A 13,927-nucleotide genomic window follows, 5' to 3' on the forward strand; every position below is an offset into this window, starting at 1 on the left:
CTCATCCTGTCCCCCATCAATGCACCTCTCCCTATTGCTGCGCCAGATACAATTCAATGGTGCAATTACCCCTCTTTTTCACAACAAGATACCGGCATAGAGTGGCCTCACTGCCACCACAAGGAACTCAAGATGAGCCACGATCACCTGTTTTGCCCACTGCGTCTCGGTCAACTGCACCTTGCCAACCGTATCGTCATGCCTCCCATGACCCGCTCCCGTGCCAGCCAGCCCGGTGATGTGGCCAACGCCATGATGGCGAGCTATTACGCCCAACGCGCCGAGGCGGGCCTGATCATCGGCGAAGGCACCCAGGTTGACCCCATAGGCAAGGGCTACGCCTGGACACCGGGGATCTACAGCGCCGATCAGATCGCGGGCTGGAAGTTGGTGACCGATGCCGTACACGCCAAGGGGGGCACTATGTTCGCCCAGCTCTGGCATGTCGGCCGGGTCACTCACCCTGACAACATCGGCGGCGCCCAGCCCATCTCTTCCTCCGCCATTCAGGCAAAAGGGGTCAAGGTGTTCGTCGATAACGGCAGCGATGAGCCCGGTTTCGTCGAGACGGTCACCCCGCGCGCCATGACCCAGACCGATATCGACGCCGTGATCGGTCAGTTCCGTCAGGGGGCCCGCAACGCCATCAGCGCCGGGTTTGACGGCATCGAGCTGCACGCCGCCAACGGCTACCTCATCAACCAGTTCCTCGACTCCGAGTCCAACGCCCGCACCGACCGTTACGGCGGCTCGCTGGAAAACCGCCTGCGCTTCCTCAAAGAGGTGACCGAGGCCGTCTGCGCCGAGATCGGGGCCGATCGGGTTGGGGTGCGCCTCGCGCCGCTCACCACCCTCAACGGCACCGTCGATGCCAATCCGCAGGAGACCTATCTGGCCGCCGCCCGTCTGCTGGGCCAGCTTGATATCGTCTACCTGCATATTGCCGAAGCGGACTGGGACGATGCCCCCCTGATGCCGGAGAACTTCAAACAGGGTCTGCGGGATGCCTTCCCCAATACCCTCATCTATGCCGGTAAATATGATGGTGCCTGCGCGCGCGCCGCCCTTGAGGCTGGTTGGGCCGACATGATTGGCTTTGGCCGTCCCTTCGTCGCCAACCCGGATCTACCGAACCGGCTGCGCCACGGCTACCCGCTGGCCCCCCACGATCCGGCCACCCTGTTTGGCGGCGGCGAGAAGGGGCTGACCGATTACCCCGTCTATCAGGCCGATGACGCAACAAGCGATCGCTGATCACCGATGGCCAACCGGCCACGAAAACAGGCCCCACAGGTTGGGGCCTGCCGTATTGTTGCCCATTCTCAGCAGTGATACTTATGACGCTCTTACTGTTGCAATCATCTCGTTGTTCTTTTCCCCCACGCTTTCACAAGGAGTCACCATGAATCACACCCAAGCCTGGTGCTGGCATGCCCCCGGTGAACCGACCCAGCTTACCCTCGCCGATCTGCCCCTGGCACCGCTCTCCCCTGACGAGGTGCTGGTGGCCAACCGGGTCATCGCCTTCAATCCGGTGGACTGGAAACTGATGGAGTATGGCCATGGCAACTGGCAGGCGGGTCAGGTGCCTGGCGTCGATGGCATGGGCACGATCGTGGCCCTCGGCACCAACGTCAGCCATCTGCGCCTCGGCGCCCGGGTTGCCTACCACACCGACCTGCGCCACCACGGCAGCTTTGCCCGCCACACCCGGGTACCGGCCCGCGCCCTGCTGCCGGTGCCCGATGCTCTGAGTGATGAGGCAGCGGCCGCCCTGCCCTGTCCCGGCCTCACCGCCTGGCAGGCACTGGCCAAACTGCCGCGCCTGCACGGGGAAGCGCTGCTCATCACCGGTGCTGGCAGCAGTGTCGGCCGCTTTGCGGTGCAGCTCGCCCTCCAGCAGGGGGCGCGGGTCTTTGCCAGCGCCAGCCCACGCCACCATCAGTGGCTCAAACAGATCGGGGTGCAGGGGGTGGCCGATTATCGGGATCCCGACTGGCTGGCCATATTGCAAGCCGCCAACGGCAACGAGCCGTTCGAGGGGATCATCGATCTGGTCTCCAGCCAGCAGGCAGAGAGCCTGCTGCCCGCGCTGGGCTACTACGGTCATATGGTGACGGTGCTCGGGCGCATCCCGCACAATCCGCTGCCCGCCTTTAGCCATTGCCACTCCTTGCACGAGATTGCGCTGGGCGCCCAGCACGCCTTTGGCACCGACAAACAGTGGAGCCGACTGGTGGCCGCCGGTGTCGCCATGATGGATCAAATGGCGAGCGGCGAGCTGACCCTGCCGCCGCTGGTAGTGGGCAACTTCGAGGCACTGCCGACCCTGCTCGACCGCTTCAAGCGCGAAGGACAGGGCGAGAAGTTTTTGGTGCGAGTGGCATAACGCTGACCTGCCCCGATAACCACACCGACCATTGAAACGAGAGAGGCCCGCCAGTGATGGCGGGCCTCTTTTTATCTCGGCTTCTGCTGCATCGGACTCAGTGCAGGATCACCCCGTGGGCCGCGGCATAGCTGCGGATATCGCGGGTCAGCCGCACCTTGTCGGCCAGAGAGAGCCAGCTCGCCTCAACCGCATTGAGCGACAGGCGGCAGAGCTGCTCCGGACTGGCGCCGAGTTCATCGGCCAGCGCCACAAAGTTGGCATTCATATAGCCACCAAAATAGGCGGGGTCGTCGGAGTTGATGGTGACGCAGAGCCCCTGCTCCAGCAGCCGCAACACATTGTGCTGAGCCATATTGCCGAACACCTTGAGCCGGGTGTTGGAGAGGGGGCAGACGGTGAGCGGCAGCCGGGTATCAGCCAGATAGCTCAGCAGCTCGGGATCGTCTGCCGAGCGCACCCCGTGATCGATGCGACACACCTGCAGCTCGTTGATCGCCTGCCAGATGTAGTCGGCAGGCCCCTCTTCACCCGCGTGAGCCACCACCGGCAGCCCCAGCTCGCGGCATTTGGCAAAAATCCGGGCAAATTTGCTGGGCGGATTGCCCCTCTCCCCCGAGTCGAGGCCGATGCCATGAATGCGCGACAGGAATGGCTCGGCTTGCGCCAAGGTGGCGAACGCCTCCTCTTCGCTGAGGTGGCGCAAGAAGCTCATGATAAGGCGCCAGCTGATGCCAAACGCCTTCTCCCCGCGCTGCAGCGCCCGCTCGATACCGCCGAGTACAGTAGCAAAGGGAACGCCGCGGGCGGTGTGGGTCTGCGGGTCAAAGAAGATCTCCACATGCACCACCTTGTCGGCGGCGCAACGCGCCAGATAGGCCCAGGTGAGATCGAAGAAGTCCTGCTCGGTAATGAGCACGCTGGCACCACGGTAGTAGAGGTCGAGAAAAGATTGCAGGCAGTCAAAGTCATAGGCGGCGCGCACGCTGGCCACATCGGGCCAGGGCAGTGGCACGCCGTTGCGGCGGCCCAGCTCAAACATCAGCTCGGGTTCGAGGGTCCCCTCGATGTGCAGGTGCAGCTCCAGTTTCGGCAGCCCGGCGATAAATTGCCCGGCGCTGAGCGGTTCGGTTGTGACTGACTTGGGAATAGGCATGTCCATAGCGACGGCTCCAGCAGCAAAGTGATCCGGCGTCAGCCCCTCCACCAGAGTGACCCGACGGCAGCTTTATTGTGCACCCAAGTGACGACAGAGGGGAGACTTGTCATCAAACAGACTTATAATGGCGTCAGAAAAATCATAGCTGATTGAACATCTTAACGATTGGCGGCTCGCCTGCGCCCTGACAAGGAGTTTTCATGAAGAAGAACGTCATCTGCGATATCGACGGTGTCATCCTGCACAACAACGATCTCATTCCCGGTGCCGACCGTTTCGTCCACCGCCTGATTGAACAGGGCAGCAAGCTGTTGTTCCTCACCAACTACCCGGCCCAGACCCAGAAAGATCTGCAAAACCGCTTCCGCTCCGCTGGCGTCGAGGTGCCGGAGGAGTGCTTCTACACCTCCGCCATGGGCACCGCCGACTTCCTCAAGCGCCAGGATGGCAAGAAAGCCTATGTGATTGGCGAAGGGGCGCTGACCCACGAGCTCTACAAGGCCGGTTTCACCATCACCGACATCGACCCCGACTTCGTGGTGGTGGGCGAGACCCGCAACTACAACTGGACCATGATGCAGCAGGGGGCCAAGTTCGTCGATCAGGGGGCCCGCTTTATCGCCACCAACCCCGATACCCACGGTCCCATGATGCACCCGGCCTGCGGCGCCCTGTGCGCCCCCATCGAGCGGATGACCGGCAAGAAACCCTTCTATGTCGGCAAGCCGAGCGCCTGGATCATCCGTGCGGCGCTCAACCGGATGGAGGCCCACTCCGACGACACCATCATCATCGGTGACAACCTGCGCACCGACATTCTGGCGGGCTTTCAGGCCGGTCTCGAAACCGTGCTGGTGCTCTCCGGGGTGAGCAAGGTGGCGGATATCGACCGCATGCCGTTTCGCCCGAACCATATTTTCGACTCCGTGGTCGACATCGATATCGTGTAATCACCACCCAAGCGTTAAACAGGGCAGGCTTCTCCTGCCCTTGCAGGATCTGTTATGGAACCCATTCTGATCGCCGTGGCCTTTGGCTGCGGCATGGTAGTCAATCTGATTGGCTTGCCGCCCCTGCTCGGCTTTCTGGCCGCCGGTTTTATCCTCAACGGCATGGGGTATGAAAATAGCCCCGCCCTGAGTGAAGTGGCCGATCTCGGCGTCACCCTGCTGCTGTTCACCATCGGCCTCAAACTCAATATCAAGACCCTGATGCGGCGCGATGTGTGGGGCACTACCAGCCTGCACCTGCTGCTCTCCACCCTGCTCTTTACCGTGGTGCTGCTGGTCTGCAAGGGGATCGGCCTCGAGCTTGCCCTGTCGCTGGACTGGAAGCTGGCACTGCTGCTGGGCTTTGCCCTCTCCTTCTCCAGCACTGTGTTTGCGGTCAAGGTGCTGGAAGATCGCAGCGACATGAATGCCCTCTACGCCCGCATTGCCATCGGGGTACTGGTGATGCAGGATCTGTTCGCCGTGGCGTTCCTCACCTTTTCCAGTGGCAAGTTGCCCAGCATCTGGGCGCTCTGGGTATTGGGGCTGCCGCTGCTGCGCCCCTTGCTGTTCAAGTTGCTGGAGCGGGCCGGTCACGGCGAGCTGCAGGTACTGTTTGGCGTCTTTCTGGCGCTGGTGGTGGGCGCAGCCGGCTTTGAAGTGGTCGGGCTCAAGCCGGATCTCGGGGCGCTGATCATCGGCATGCTGCTCGCCTCCCATCCTGCTGCGGCGGGTCTGGCCAAGGCGCTCTTTAACCTCAAAGACCTGTTTCTGATCTGCTTCTTTCTCACCATCGGCCTCAATGGCTTGCCGACCCACGACACCATGCTGCTGGCGCTGGCACTGGTGCTGGCCCTGCCGCTCAAAAGCGCCCTCTACTATCTGGTCTACAGCGGCGCCCACCTGCGGGTGCGCACCGCCCTGCTCTCCACCTTGGTCCTCAGCAACTTCTCGGAGTTTGGCCTGATCGTCGCCGCCATCGCCGCCAAGGCCGGCTGGATCTCTCACGATTGGCTGATAGCGGTCTCGCTGGCGCTGGCGGCCAGCTTTATGATCTCCGCCCCCCTCAATGCCCAGAGCGAGCGGATCTACCACCGCATCGGCAACTGGCTGCGGGGGTTGCAGGCGAGCAACCTTCATCCGGAAGACAGACCCATCGAGCTTGGCGATGCGGAGGTGATCATCCTCGGCATGGGACGGATCGGTCAGGGGGCCTACTTCGAGCTGGAGAACAAATACGGCAACGTCATCCTCGGGGTAGAGAACGACAGCGAAAAACTGCCGACCCTGCGCGCCCAGGGGATGAACGTCATCGAGGGGGATGCCACCGATACCGATTTCTGGGACAAGGTGCTGCTCTCCAATCAGGTCAATCTGGTGCTGCTGGCGATGCCCCACCACTCGGGGAATCTCTACGCCATCGAGAAGCTGCGCAGCCACGGGTTCAACGGCAAGATCGCCGCCATCGTCCGCTTCGAGGACGATATCGCCTCCTTGCAAGAACAAGGGGTGGATGCGGTGTTCAACGTCTACAACGAAGCGGGCAGCGGCTTTGCCCGCCATGTGATCCGCCGCTTGCAGCCGCTTTGAGTCGCCGGGCAGCGGCCCTTGGCAGGAGCGCTTGGCAAGGGAATGCGCATCGTTTAAGTTATGCACAACCTCGTTTAATAAAACGAACAAACGCGGGGCCGGGATGGCCCCGCTTTCCTATCTGCCGCTGCCAAGGAGGCACCATGAAGACCCTCAACGACTGGATTTTGCTCGACCGCCACGAGGCGGCCCCTACCCCGCTGATGCCAGCCCCCGAGCGCATTAAAGCGGGCAACCCGGCGCAAACGGTGTGGAACCACTACTCCGATCCCAGCCAGCAGTTTCACATCGGCTTCTGGGCTTGCGAGCCGGGCCGCTGGGCCATCCATTACACCGAGCACGAGTATTGCCAGCTGCTGGAGGGGGATGTGGTGATCCACGACAGTCAGGGCGGCCAGCTGGCCCTCAAACCGGGGGATCAATTCGTGATTCCGGCCGGCTTTGTCGGCGAGTGGGAGACCCTCACCCCCTGTCGCAAGGTCTATGTGATCTTCGAGCCCGCATCGGCTTGACGTTCACGTCACCCTGCCCCGTTGCAGCAGCCCTTATCCTGTTGATCCGCTTGACGCTTACGGCATGATTTTCTGCGGTTTTCCCGCTTGCAAAAGGTTTTTCCGCTAGGCATTGTGTCTGACGAGGAATGTAAATGGAATTTCGAGCCCGAACGTGGGGGGCTCATATAAAAATCAAGAGGATTACCGCCAATGTGTTCAATTTTCGGCATTCTGGATATCAAGTCCGATGCAGTTGCCCTGCGCAAATCGGCGCTGGAGATGTCCAAGCGACTTCGTCACCGCGGGCCTGACTGGTCCGGCGTCTACAGCTCCGATAAAGCCATTCTGGTGCACGAGCGTCTGGCCATCGTCGATCCGGGCAATGGCGCCCAGCCACTCTACAACCCCGAGCGCACCCATGTGCTGGCGGTCAACGGCGAGATCTACAACCACAAAGAGCTGGAGAAGAGCCTTAAGGTCGACTTCCAGTTTCAGACCAAATCCGACTGTGAAGTGCTGCTGGCCCTCTATAAGGAGAAGGGCCCGGCGTTTCTTGACGATCTCAACGGTATCTTTGCCTTCATTCTTTATGACGCCGAGCAGGATGCCTACCTGATTGGTCGTGACCATATGGGGATCATCCCCCTCTATACCGGTCGCGACGAACACGGCAACTTCTATGTCGCCTCCGAGATGAAGGCGCTGGTGCCGGTCTGCAAGAGCGTTGAAACCTTCCCGCCGGGACACTACCTGTGGAGCAAGGATGGCGAGCTCAAACAGTGGTACAAGCGCGACTGGATGGAATACGGCGCGGTCGAGCACAACGTCAGCGACAAGGCAGAGCTGAAAGCCGCGCTGGAAGCCGCGGTCAAGCGCCAGCTGATGTGCGATGTGCCTTATGGCGTGCTGCTCTCCGGCGGGCTGGACTCCTCCGTTATCTCCGCCATTACCAAGGTCTATGCGGCACGCCGCATCGAGGACGATGGCAAGAGCGAAGCCTGGTGGCCGCAGTTGCACTCCTTCGCCGTGGGGCTGGAAGGATCGCCGGATCTCGCCGCCGCCCGCAAGGTGGCCGATCATCTGGGTACCATTCATCACCAGATCCACTTCACCGTGCAGGAGGGTCTGGATGCCCTGCGGGATGTCATCTATCACCTCGAGACCTATGACGTCACCACCATCCGCGCCTCCACGCCCATGTATCTGATGGCCCGCTATATCAAGGCGATGGGGATCAAGATGGTGCTCTCCGGCGAAGGCTCCGACGAGCTGTTCGGTGGCTATCTCTACTTCCACAAGGCGCCCAACGCCAAAGAGTTCCATGAAGAGACAGTGCGCAAGCTCAGTGCCCTGCACCTCTATGACTGCCTGCGCGCCAACAAATCGATGGCCGCCTGGGGCGTGGAGGGTCGCGTGCCCTTCCTCGACAAGGAGTTCATGGATGTGGCGATGCGCCTGCAGCCTGCCGACAAGATGTGCGGCAAGGGCAAGATCGAGAAACACATCCTGCGCGAAGCGTTCGAGGAGCTGCTGCCCCACGAAGTGGCCTGGCGCCAAAAGGAACAGTTCTCTGACGGCGTGGGTTATTCGTGGATCGACAGCCTGAAGGCGATGGTCGAGACCGAAGTGACGGATCAGATGTTCGAAGCAGCCGCGTTCCGCTTCCCCATCAACACCCCGCTCACCAAAGAGGCCTATTACTACCGCGCCATCTTCGACGAGCACTTCCCGCTGGAAGCCGCCGCCCGCACCGTGCCCTACGGCAAGTCGGTCGCCTGCTCCACCCCCACCGCGCTGGAGTGGGATGCCAAGTTCAAGGAGATGGCTGACCCCTCCGGCCGCGCTGTGATGGACGTGCACCAGCAGGGCTACTAAGCCAAAACGGGTTCACCCGAGCGGAGAACGTCAGATAGCAAAAAGCCCTTCACCATGGTGAAGGGCTTTTTCATCTCCCCGCTGCCATACCCGCCAAATCACATCAGACCATGCAAATAGTTGATTTTTCATAAATATTTAATTTTTTTACCGAGTGACCATGCATTAACAGGGAGCGCGTCAATTGACTATGCCTGAAGGGTGATCAACAGGATCACCACGATGACAACAAGGATCGGGAGGGGGCATGGACGCGAACACTCTATCAAGGATCGGCCTGCTGACAGCACTGCTCGCCAGTCCGGCTGCAATGGCCAATGACAATATCGTGGTACTGCAGCTTGGCCAGGCCTTCAGCAATGAAAAGCTCGACATCAAGATCGCCGATGCCAAATTTCACCACATGTTCTGGCGCTGGGGAGACTCTGGCTGTCAATTTGGACTGGGGTACGTGGCGGGACGCTCAAGGTCGAAGATGAAGAGGCCGCCAGACTGGGGGCGGTGCCCGTATCGAATGCCAATGGGGTAACTGGGTGACCTGGCTCCCCGGCGAAATGCTCTGCCGCCCCACCACATCATGGGGGGGCAATCAGTCCTTTTTCGCCTTGTTGGCGAAGAAGATATCGGCCTGAATATCCTGAGTGCGCACCGTGAAGATCTGGTTGATCCGATCTTCCGTCAGCGTTTCGGCCTCCTGCATCACCCGCAGATTGAAGTCGTTGAGCATGCTGTTGGCGGCAACCTTGTCGCTGCCCATGGCATGATGGGCCGGACAGTGCGGGCCATCAAACCGTAAACACGAAAAAGAGCAGTGCGGATAAACCGTGGAAACCAAAGAGGTAGCCAAGGCCACCTGATAGGCGACCTGTTTGCATCTCTGCTTTCCGCTGACCCGCTGGCGTGGCGTTACTAAGCCCAATCAACCGACTTGAGTGTGACTGGCAACCCAAAAGCACCAACAATAAAGACACAATCGATGCAAAATGTTGATAAGTGTGACAGGTGAAGGATTCTTGGCGACATTCAGCCGTCAACACCAGGCACGCAAAGCGCATAGAGAGAGGAAAGAAAGAGATGACGGGGAATAGTGCGCAGGATGGTGTGCTGACACCACCCCGCGATTTAAGTCAGTAGGTCACTGCGCATCAGGCTGACTGGCAGGAGCGGCCTTGATAAAGGCCTGCAACTGCTCGCAGTTGGCGACGATGCGGCGGATGGTGGGGTACTCCTCCAGCGACATCTCGTAGCGGCGGGCGTTATAGACCTGGGGCACCAGCATGCAATCCGCCAGGGTCACTTCGTTGCCGACACAGTAGACACCGGCAGTGGTCATCAACAACTGTTCGAGGGCGGTGAAGGTCTCGTCAATCCAGTGGCGATACCAGTCAGCTTCCTGTGCTTTGCTGGACCTAAAGTGCTCCTCCAGATAACCCAGCACCCGCAGATTGTTGAGAGGGTGGATATCGCAGGCGATCATGTTGACGATCTGGCGCACTCGGGCACGCGCGTCGGGGGCCGAGGGCATCAGGGAGTTGGCGGGATAGGTCTCGTCGAGGTACTCCATGATGGCAACCGACTGACCAATATGCACATCCCCATCCACCAGAAACGGCACCAACCCTTGCGGATTGATGTGGTGATAGGCTTTCTCTCGCTGCTCCCCCTGCCGCAAATTGATCGGATGCTGCTCATAATTGAGCCCCTTGAGCTGCAACACGATCCGCACGCGAAAACTTGCCGACGAACGCCAATAGCCAAACAACTGCAACATAATCTGTCCCTGCATGGTATCTGGGCCGAAGCCCGGCAGGTGCTCGCCACCTGCCTCTTTGTTTATCCGGCACCGGTTGAGGGCACGTCGTGATCCGGACATATCCGGAATAGGGTTGCCACCAACCGGCGCTGGCCATCAACCTCCCTGACCGCTCGCTGGCACCACCTGTTGAGAGATGGTGCCAAACAAGCTTTGGCCAGAGCGATCTGCCATCGCAATCGACACTCTATCACCAAACTGCAAATAGGAGGTTATAGCCTGATCACAATCAAGAATTTCTAGCATGCGGCGCTCGGCAATGCAGGATGAACCGGCGCTGCGATCGTAGTTGGAGACGGTGCCCGAGCCAATGATGCAACCCGCCCCGAGCGGTCTTGTCTTGGCGGCGTGGGCAATCAGTTCGAAGAAGCTGAAGGTCATGTCCACCCCGGCGTCCGGTGCGCCAAACAGGGCGCCATTCAGATGGGTGCGCAGGGGCAGCAGCACCTTGCCATCGCGCCAGTCATTACCCAGCTCGTCCGGGGTGATGGCTACCGGCGAGAAGGCGCTCGACGGCTTGGACTGGAAGAAGCCAAAGCCCTTGGCCAGCTCCCCTGGAATGAGGTTTCGCAGGCTGACGTCGTTGACCAGCATCAGCAGTTTGACGTGAGTCGCCGCAGCTTGCGGGCTCACCCCCATCGGTACGTCATCGGTGATGATGGCCACCTCCGACTCGAAATCGATCCCCCACTCCTCCGAACCCATCACGATGGGGCCGCGGGGGGCAAGAAAGCTGTCGGAGCCGCCCTGATAGATCAGGGGATCGTGCCAGAAGCTCTCCGGCATCTCGGCGCCGCGCGCCTTGCGCACCAGCTCCACATGGTTGACGTAGGCGCTGCCATCGGCCCACTGGTAGGCACGCGGCAGCGGAGAGAGGCAAGACGCTTCGTCAAAAGGGAACGCTTCACCAACGTGGCCCTCGTTAAGCTGCTGATAGACAACCTCAAGCTTGGGGGCAACCTCGGCCCACTCATCGAGGGCGGCCTGCAAGGTCGGGGCAATGTCGCTCACTCGCACCGCCCGGGTCAGATCCCGGCTCACCACCACCACAGCGCCATCGCGCTTGCCATTGTTCAATGTTGCCAATTTCATAAGCGATTCCTTATTTGCCGGCAGCAGCGTCCGGGCGCTGCCAGCTGGAGACATACCGGGTGTTCTCGATCCCTTCGCAGAGGCTACCGACGTTCAGCGCATCGCGGGTATCGAGCATCACCGCCACCTCGTCGGTGAACTTCTTGGCATAGGCCTGCCCCGCCGCAAACGCCTTGGGATGGGGGCCATGGGTGAAACCGGCGGGATGAAAGGTGACCATGCCCCGCTCGATATTGTCCCGGCTGAAGAAATCCCCGGCGTGGTAGAAGAGCACCTCGTCGTAATCGTCATTGCTGTGATAGAAGGGCACCTTGAGGGCGCCAGGATCGCTCTCGATGGGACGCGGCACAAAGGTACAGATGACAAAGCGGCTCGCCACAAAGGTAGAGTGGGCCGACGGCGGCAGATGGTAGCGGTGGCTCATCAGCGGGCGGATATCCCGCCAGTTGAGGCGCACCACGCACAAGTCGCCGTGCCACCCTTGCGCATCCAGCGGGTTGAACGGCCAGGTGATGACTGACACCTGATCGTGGCGCTTCACCTGCAGCGACCAGGGGTTCTCATCCTGCTGGGCCAAAAAGCGCTCGTTGATGGCGGGCACATCGAGCGCCGCCGGGTCAAAGATGGCGTGATTGCCCACCAGCCCCTTGTCCGGCAGCTGGTAGCTGTCGTTGGTCGCCTCGATCATCAGGATGAACAGGGGCGCAGTGGGTTCGATGCGCCACATGGTGCCACGGGGGATCACCACATAGTCGCCGTCGTGCAAGGTCAGATGGCCGTAGTCGCAGAAGAACTCGCCGCCCCCCTCGTGGATAAACAGCAGTTCGTCGCCATCGGCGTTGCGCACCAGAAACGGCATCGCCTCGGAGAGCCGCCAGATGCGATAGCGGCAGTGGGGGTTGCTGAGAATGTCGGGGACCACCCAGGGGGAGAGTGAACTCACCTCCTCTTGCAGGGCATTGAGGTCAAACAGCCGTGGCCGCAGCGGCCCCTCCCAACTGCACCAGTCAGTGGGGGCATGCTTGTGATGCATGTGGGTAGCGGGGCCGAAAAAGCCGCTGCGCCCCAGTTCGCGCTCATAGATCGCCTGCTCGGGCAGATCGGCATGGGCCTGCCGGGAGTGGGTTCCCTCCCGATGGGGGAAGTTAATCCAGTTACGCATCGCTCGCCCCCTCTTGGTGTGCACCCTTGCCATCCTCACCGCCATCCAGCACGCCACGGCGGATCTGGTCCAGCTCGATCGATTCAAACAGCGCCTTGAAATTGCCCTCACCAAACCCTTCGTTGCCCTTGCGCTGGATGATCTCGAAGAAGACCGGGCCAATCACGGTGTCGGTAAAGATCTGCAGCAGAATGCCATCCTTGGTGGGGGAACCGTCGATGAGGATGCGCAGCTCTTTCAGGGCCGTCAGATCCTCCTGATGCCCCTCGACCCGGCTGTTCACCTTCTCATAGTAGGTATCGGGCGTCGGCATAAAGCCGGTACCGCGGCTGCGCAGGGTGCGGATGGTCTGGTAGATATCGCTTGAGGCCATGGCGATGTGCTGGATCCCCTCCCCCTTGTACTGGCGCAGGTACTCTTCAATCTGGGACTTGTCATCCGCCGACTCGTTGATGGGGATGCGGATCTTGCCGCAGGGGGCGGTCATGGCACGGGAGTGCAACCCGGTCAGCTTGCCCTCGATATCGAAGTAGCGGATTTCACGGAAGTTGCCGATCCGCTCGTAGAAGTTGGACCAGACATCCATATTGCCGCGATGGACGTTGTGGGTCAGGTGATCGATCTCCATAAGACCGGCATCCACCTCCGCCATCCGGGCCTGCCAGTCGGGGTAGAAGACAAAATCCACGTCGTAGATGGAGCCCTTGTCGCCATAGCGGTCGACAAAGGAGAGGGTGCTCTCGCCGATACCGTAGATGGCGGGAATATTGAGCTCCATCGGGCCAATCTTGCCGACAAAGGGCTTGGCCCCCTTGGCGATGGCGAACTGCTGGGCCTTGCCCGCATCGCTCACCCGAAATGCCATGCCGCAGACGCTCGGCCCGTGCAGGCTGGCAAACTGTTCGGCTTGGGAGTGGGGTTCGGCATTGACCACGAAGTTGATATCCCCCTGCCGGTAGAGCCAGCACTGCTTGTGTTTATGCATGGCGACCTCGGCAAACCCGAGCGAGACAAACAGCCGCTTGAGAGCGGCAATCCCGTTGCCATCCGGGGCCGTGTATTCGACAAACTCGAAGCCGTCCGTACCTAACGGATTAAGACCTAACGGATTGATGGTATGGGTGGCGGAAGAGGTGGCATTCATCGGGCGCTCCTTGCTCGTGATTCGGTTAAAACGGATTGCGGCACGCAGCGGCGTGGCAAGTGTTAATAATTTGTTTCATTAGAAGCAGGGCGTAGCAGGAAGAGAAGAGGCGGGCTGCAGATAGTTATGGGGGCCGGGCGGGCAATAGATGTAAACAAATTGTGACATCAGGGCCGCAACCTTGCAGATCAAACTGTGACGACCCACGCAGCTGTCAGCG

The 13,927-nt window shown here is 60.5% G+C and carries 13 protein-coding genes; 7 read left to right on the forward strand and 6 right to left on the reverse strand.

What is annotated here, in order from left to right; all coding sequences use genetic code 11:
* Positions 1-132: 132 nt before the first annotated feature.
* Both BN1125_RS17655 and BN1125_RS17660 read left to right on the forward strand, forming a co-directional pair.
* Positions 133-1,254: an alkene reductase gene (locus tag BN1125_RS17655; RefSeq protein ID WP_042013916.1), complete on the forward strand. Its 1,122-nt coding sequence runs from the start codon at positions 133-135 to the stop codon at positions 1,252-1,254.
* Between the two features lie 148 nt (positions 1,255-1,402).
* Positions 1,403-2,389 (forward strand): zinc-binding dehydrogenase, encoded by a 987-nt coding sequence (locus BN1125_RS17660; RefSeq protein ID WP_042013917.1) that lies wholly within the window; start codon positions 1,403-1,405, stop codon positions 2,387-2,389.
* 97 nt (positions 2,390-2,486) lie between these two features.
* On the opposite strand, the gene BN1125_RS17665 is transcribed toward BN1125_RS17660, so the two are convergent.
* Positions 2,487-3,551, reverse strand: a complete 1,065-nt coding sequence (locus BN1125_RS17665; protein ID WP_042013918.1) for an adenosine deaminase — start codon at positions 3,549-3,551, stop codon at positions 2,487-2,489.
* A 197-nt stretch (positions 3,552-3,748) separates the two neighbouring features.
* On the opposite strand from BN1125_RS17665, the gene BN1125_RS17670 reads away from it, so the two are divergent.
* The 5 genes from BN1125_RS17670 (at position 3,749) to BN1125_RS17690 (ending at position 9,025) form a co-directional block, all read left to right on the forward strand.
* Positions 3,749-4,498 (forward strand): HAD-IIA family hydrolase, encoded by a 750-nt coding sequence (locus BN1125_RS17670; protein WP_042013919.1) that lies wholly within the window; start codon positions 3,749-3,751, stop codon positions 4,496-4,498.
* A gap of 54 nt (positions 4,499-4,552) precedes the next feature.
* On the forward strand, positions 4,553-6,127 hold the full coding sequence (locus tag BN1125_RS17675; protein WP_042013921.1) for a cation:proton antiporter family protein: 1,575 nt from the start codon (positions 4,553-4,555) through the stop codon (positions 6,125-6,127).
* A 143-nt stretch (positions 6,128-6,270) separates the two neighbouring features.
* Entirely contained in the window at positions 6,271-6,639 is a 369-nt protein-coding gene (locus BN1125_RS17680; protein ID WP_042013922.1) for a cupin domain-containing protein, read from the forward strand.
* Between the two features lie 192 nt (positions 6,640-6,831).
* Positions 6,832-8,496 carry an asparagine synthase B gene (gene asnB / locus BN1125_RS17685; protein ID WP_042013923.1) on the forward strand — a complete coding sequence of 555 codons (1,665 nt, stop codon included), beginning with the start codon at positions 6,832-6,834 and terminating at the stop codon, positions 8,494-8,496.
* Positions 8,497-8,743: 247 nt separating this feature from the next.
* Positions 8,744-9,025 carry a hypothetical protein gene (locus tag BN1125_RS17690; RefSeq protein ID WP_244268522.1) on the forward strand — a complete coding sequence of 94 codons (282 nt, stop codon included), beginning with the start codon at positions 8,744-8,746 and terminating at the stop codon, positions 9,023-9,025.
* A 60-nt stretch (positions 9,026-9,085) separates the two neighbouring features.
* Here BN1125_RS17690 and BN1125_RS19195 read toward each other — a convergent pair whose 3' ends face one another.
* The 5 genes from BN1125_RS19195 to hppD all read right to left on the reverse strand — a co-directional run bounded on the left by BN1125_RS19195 (position 9,086) and on the right by hppD (position 13,707).
* Positions 9,086-9,253 (reverse strand): hypothetical protein, encoded by a 168-nt coding sequence (locus tag BN1125_RS19195; protein ID WP_244268523.1) that lies wholly within the window; start codon positions 9,251-9,253, stop codon positions 9,086-9,088.
* A gap of 378 nt (positions 9,254-9,631) precedes the next feature.
* Complete coding sequence (gene maiA / locus BN1125_RS17695; RefSeq protein WP_042013925.1) at positions 9,632-10,267, reverse strand: maleylacetoacetate isomerase; 636 nt, start codon at positions 10,265-10,267, stop codon at positions 9,632-9,634.
* 138 nt (positions 10,268-10,405) lie between these two features.
* A complete protein-coding gene (locus BN1125_RS17700; protein ID WP_042013926.1) occupies positions 10,406-11,401 on the reverse strand; it encodes a fumarylacetoacetate hydrolase family protein in 996 nt (331 codons plus the stop codon).
* Between the two features lie 10 nt (positions 11,402-11,411).
* A complete protein-coding gene (locus tag BN1125_RS17705) occupies positions 11,412-12,563 on the reverse strand; it encodes a homogentisate 1,2-dioxygenase (RefSeq protein ID WP_042013928.1) in 1,152 nt (383 codons plus the stop codon).
* Complete coding sequence (gene hppD, locus BN1125_RS17710) at positions 12,556-13,707, reverse strand: 4-hydroxyphenylpyruvate dioxygenase (protein WP_042013929.1); 1,152 nt, start codon at positions 13,705-13,707, stop codon at positions 12,556-12,558. Before hppD ends, BN1125_RS17705 begins: the two co-directional genes overlap by 8 nt.
* Positions 13,708-13,927 lie beyond the last annotated feature (220 nt).

It is taken from the genome of Aeromonas fluvialis (assembly GCF_000819885.1).
GTDB lineage: Bacteria > Pseudomonadota > Gammaproteobacteria > Enterobacterales > Aeromonadaceae > Aeromonas > Aeromonas fluvialis.

What these genes read in the sequence shown, in the direction of transcription:
- BN1125_RS17660 (WP_042013917.1), top strand. Translation starts at nt 1,403, where the DNA reads ATGAATCACACCCAAGCCTGGTGCTGGCATGCCCCCGGTGAACCGACC.
- BN1125_RS17680 (WP_042013922.1), top strand. Translation starts at nt 6,271, where the DNA reads ATGAAGACCCTCAACGACTGGATTTTGCTCGACCGCCACGAGGCGGCC.
- BN1125_RS17665 (WP_042013918.1), bottom strand. Translation starts at nt 3,551, where the DNA reads ATGGACATGCCTATTCCCAAGTCAGTCACAACCGAACCGCTCAGCGCC.
- asnB (WP_042013923.1), top strand. Translation starts at nt 6,832, where the DNA reads ATGTGTTCAATTTTCGGCATTCTGGATATCAAGTCCGATGCAGTTGCC.
- maiA (WP_042013925.1), bottom strand. Translation starts at nt 10,267, where the DNA reads ATGTTGCAGTTGTTTGGCTATTGGCGTTCGTCGGCAAGTTTTCGCGTG.
- BN1125_RS19195 (WP_244268523.1), bottom strand. Translation starts at nt 9,253, where the DNA reads ATGGGCAGCGACAAGGTTGCCGCCAACAGCATGCTCAACGACTTCAAT.
- BN1125_RS17690 (WP_244268522.1), top strand. Translation starts at nt 8,744, where the DNA reads ATGGACGCGAACACTCTATCAAGGATCGGCCTGCTGACAGCACTGCTC.
- BN1125_RS17655 (WP_042013916.1), top strand. Translation starts at nt 133, where the DNA reads ATGAGCCACGATCACCTGTTTTGCCCACTGCGTCTCGGTCAACTGCAC.
- BN1125_RS17705 (WP_042013928.1), bottom strand. Translation starts at nt 12,563, where the DNA reads ATGCGTAACTGGATTAACTTCCCCCATCGGGAGGGAACCCACTCCCGG.
- BN1125_RS17700 (WP_042013926.1), bottom strand. Translation starts at nt 11,401, where the DNA reads ATGAAATTGGCAACATTGAACAATGGCAAGCGCGATGGCGCTGTGGTG.
- BN1125_RS17670 (WP_042013919.1), top strand. Translation starts at nt 3,749, where the DNA reads ATGAAGAAGAACGTCATCTGCGATATCGACGGTGTCATCCTGCACAAC.
- BN1125_RS17675 (WP_042013921.1), top strand. Translation starts at nt 4,553, where the DNA reads ATGGAACCCATTCTGATCGCCGTGGCCTTTGGCTGCGGCATGGTAGTC.
- hppD (WP_042013929.1), bottom strand. Translation starts at nt 13,707, where the DNA reads ATGAATGCCACCTCTTCCGCCACCCATACCATCAATCCGTTAGGTCTT.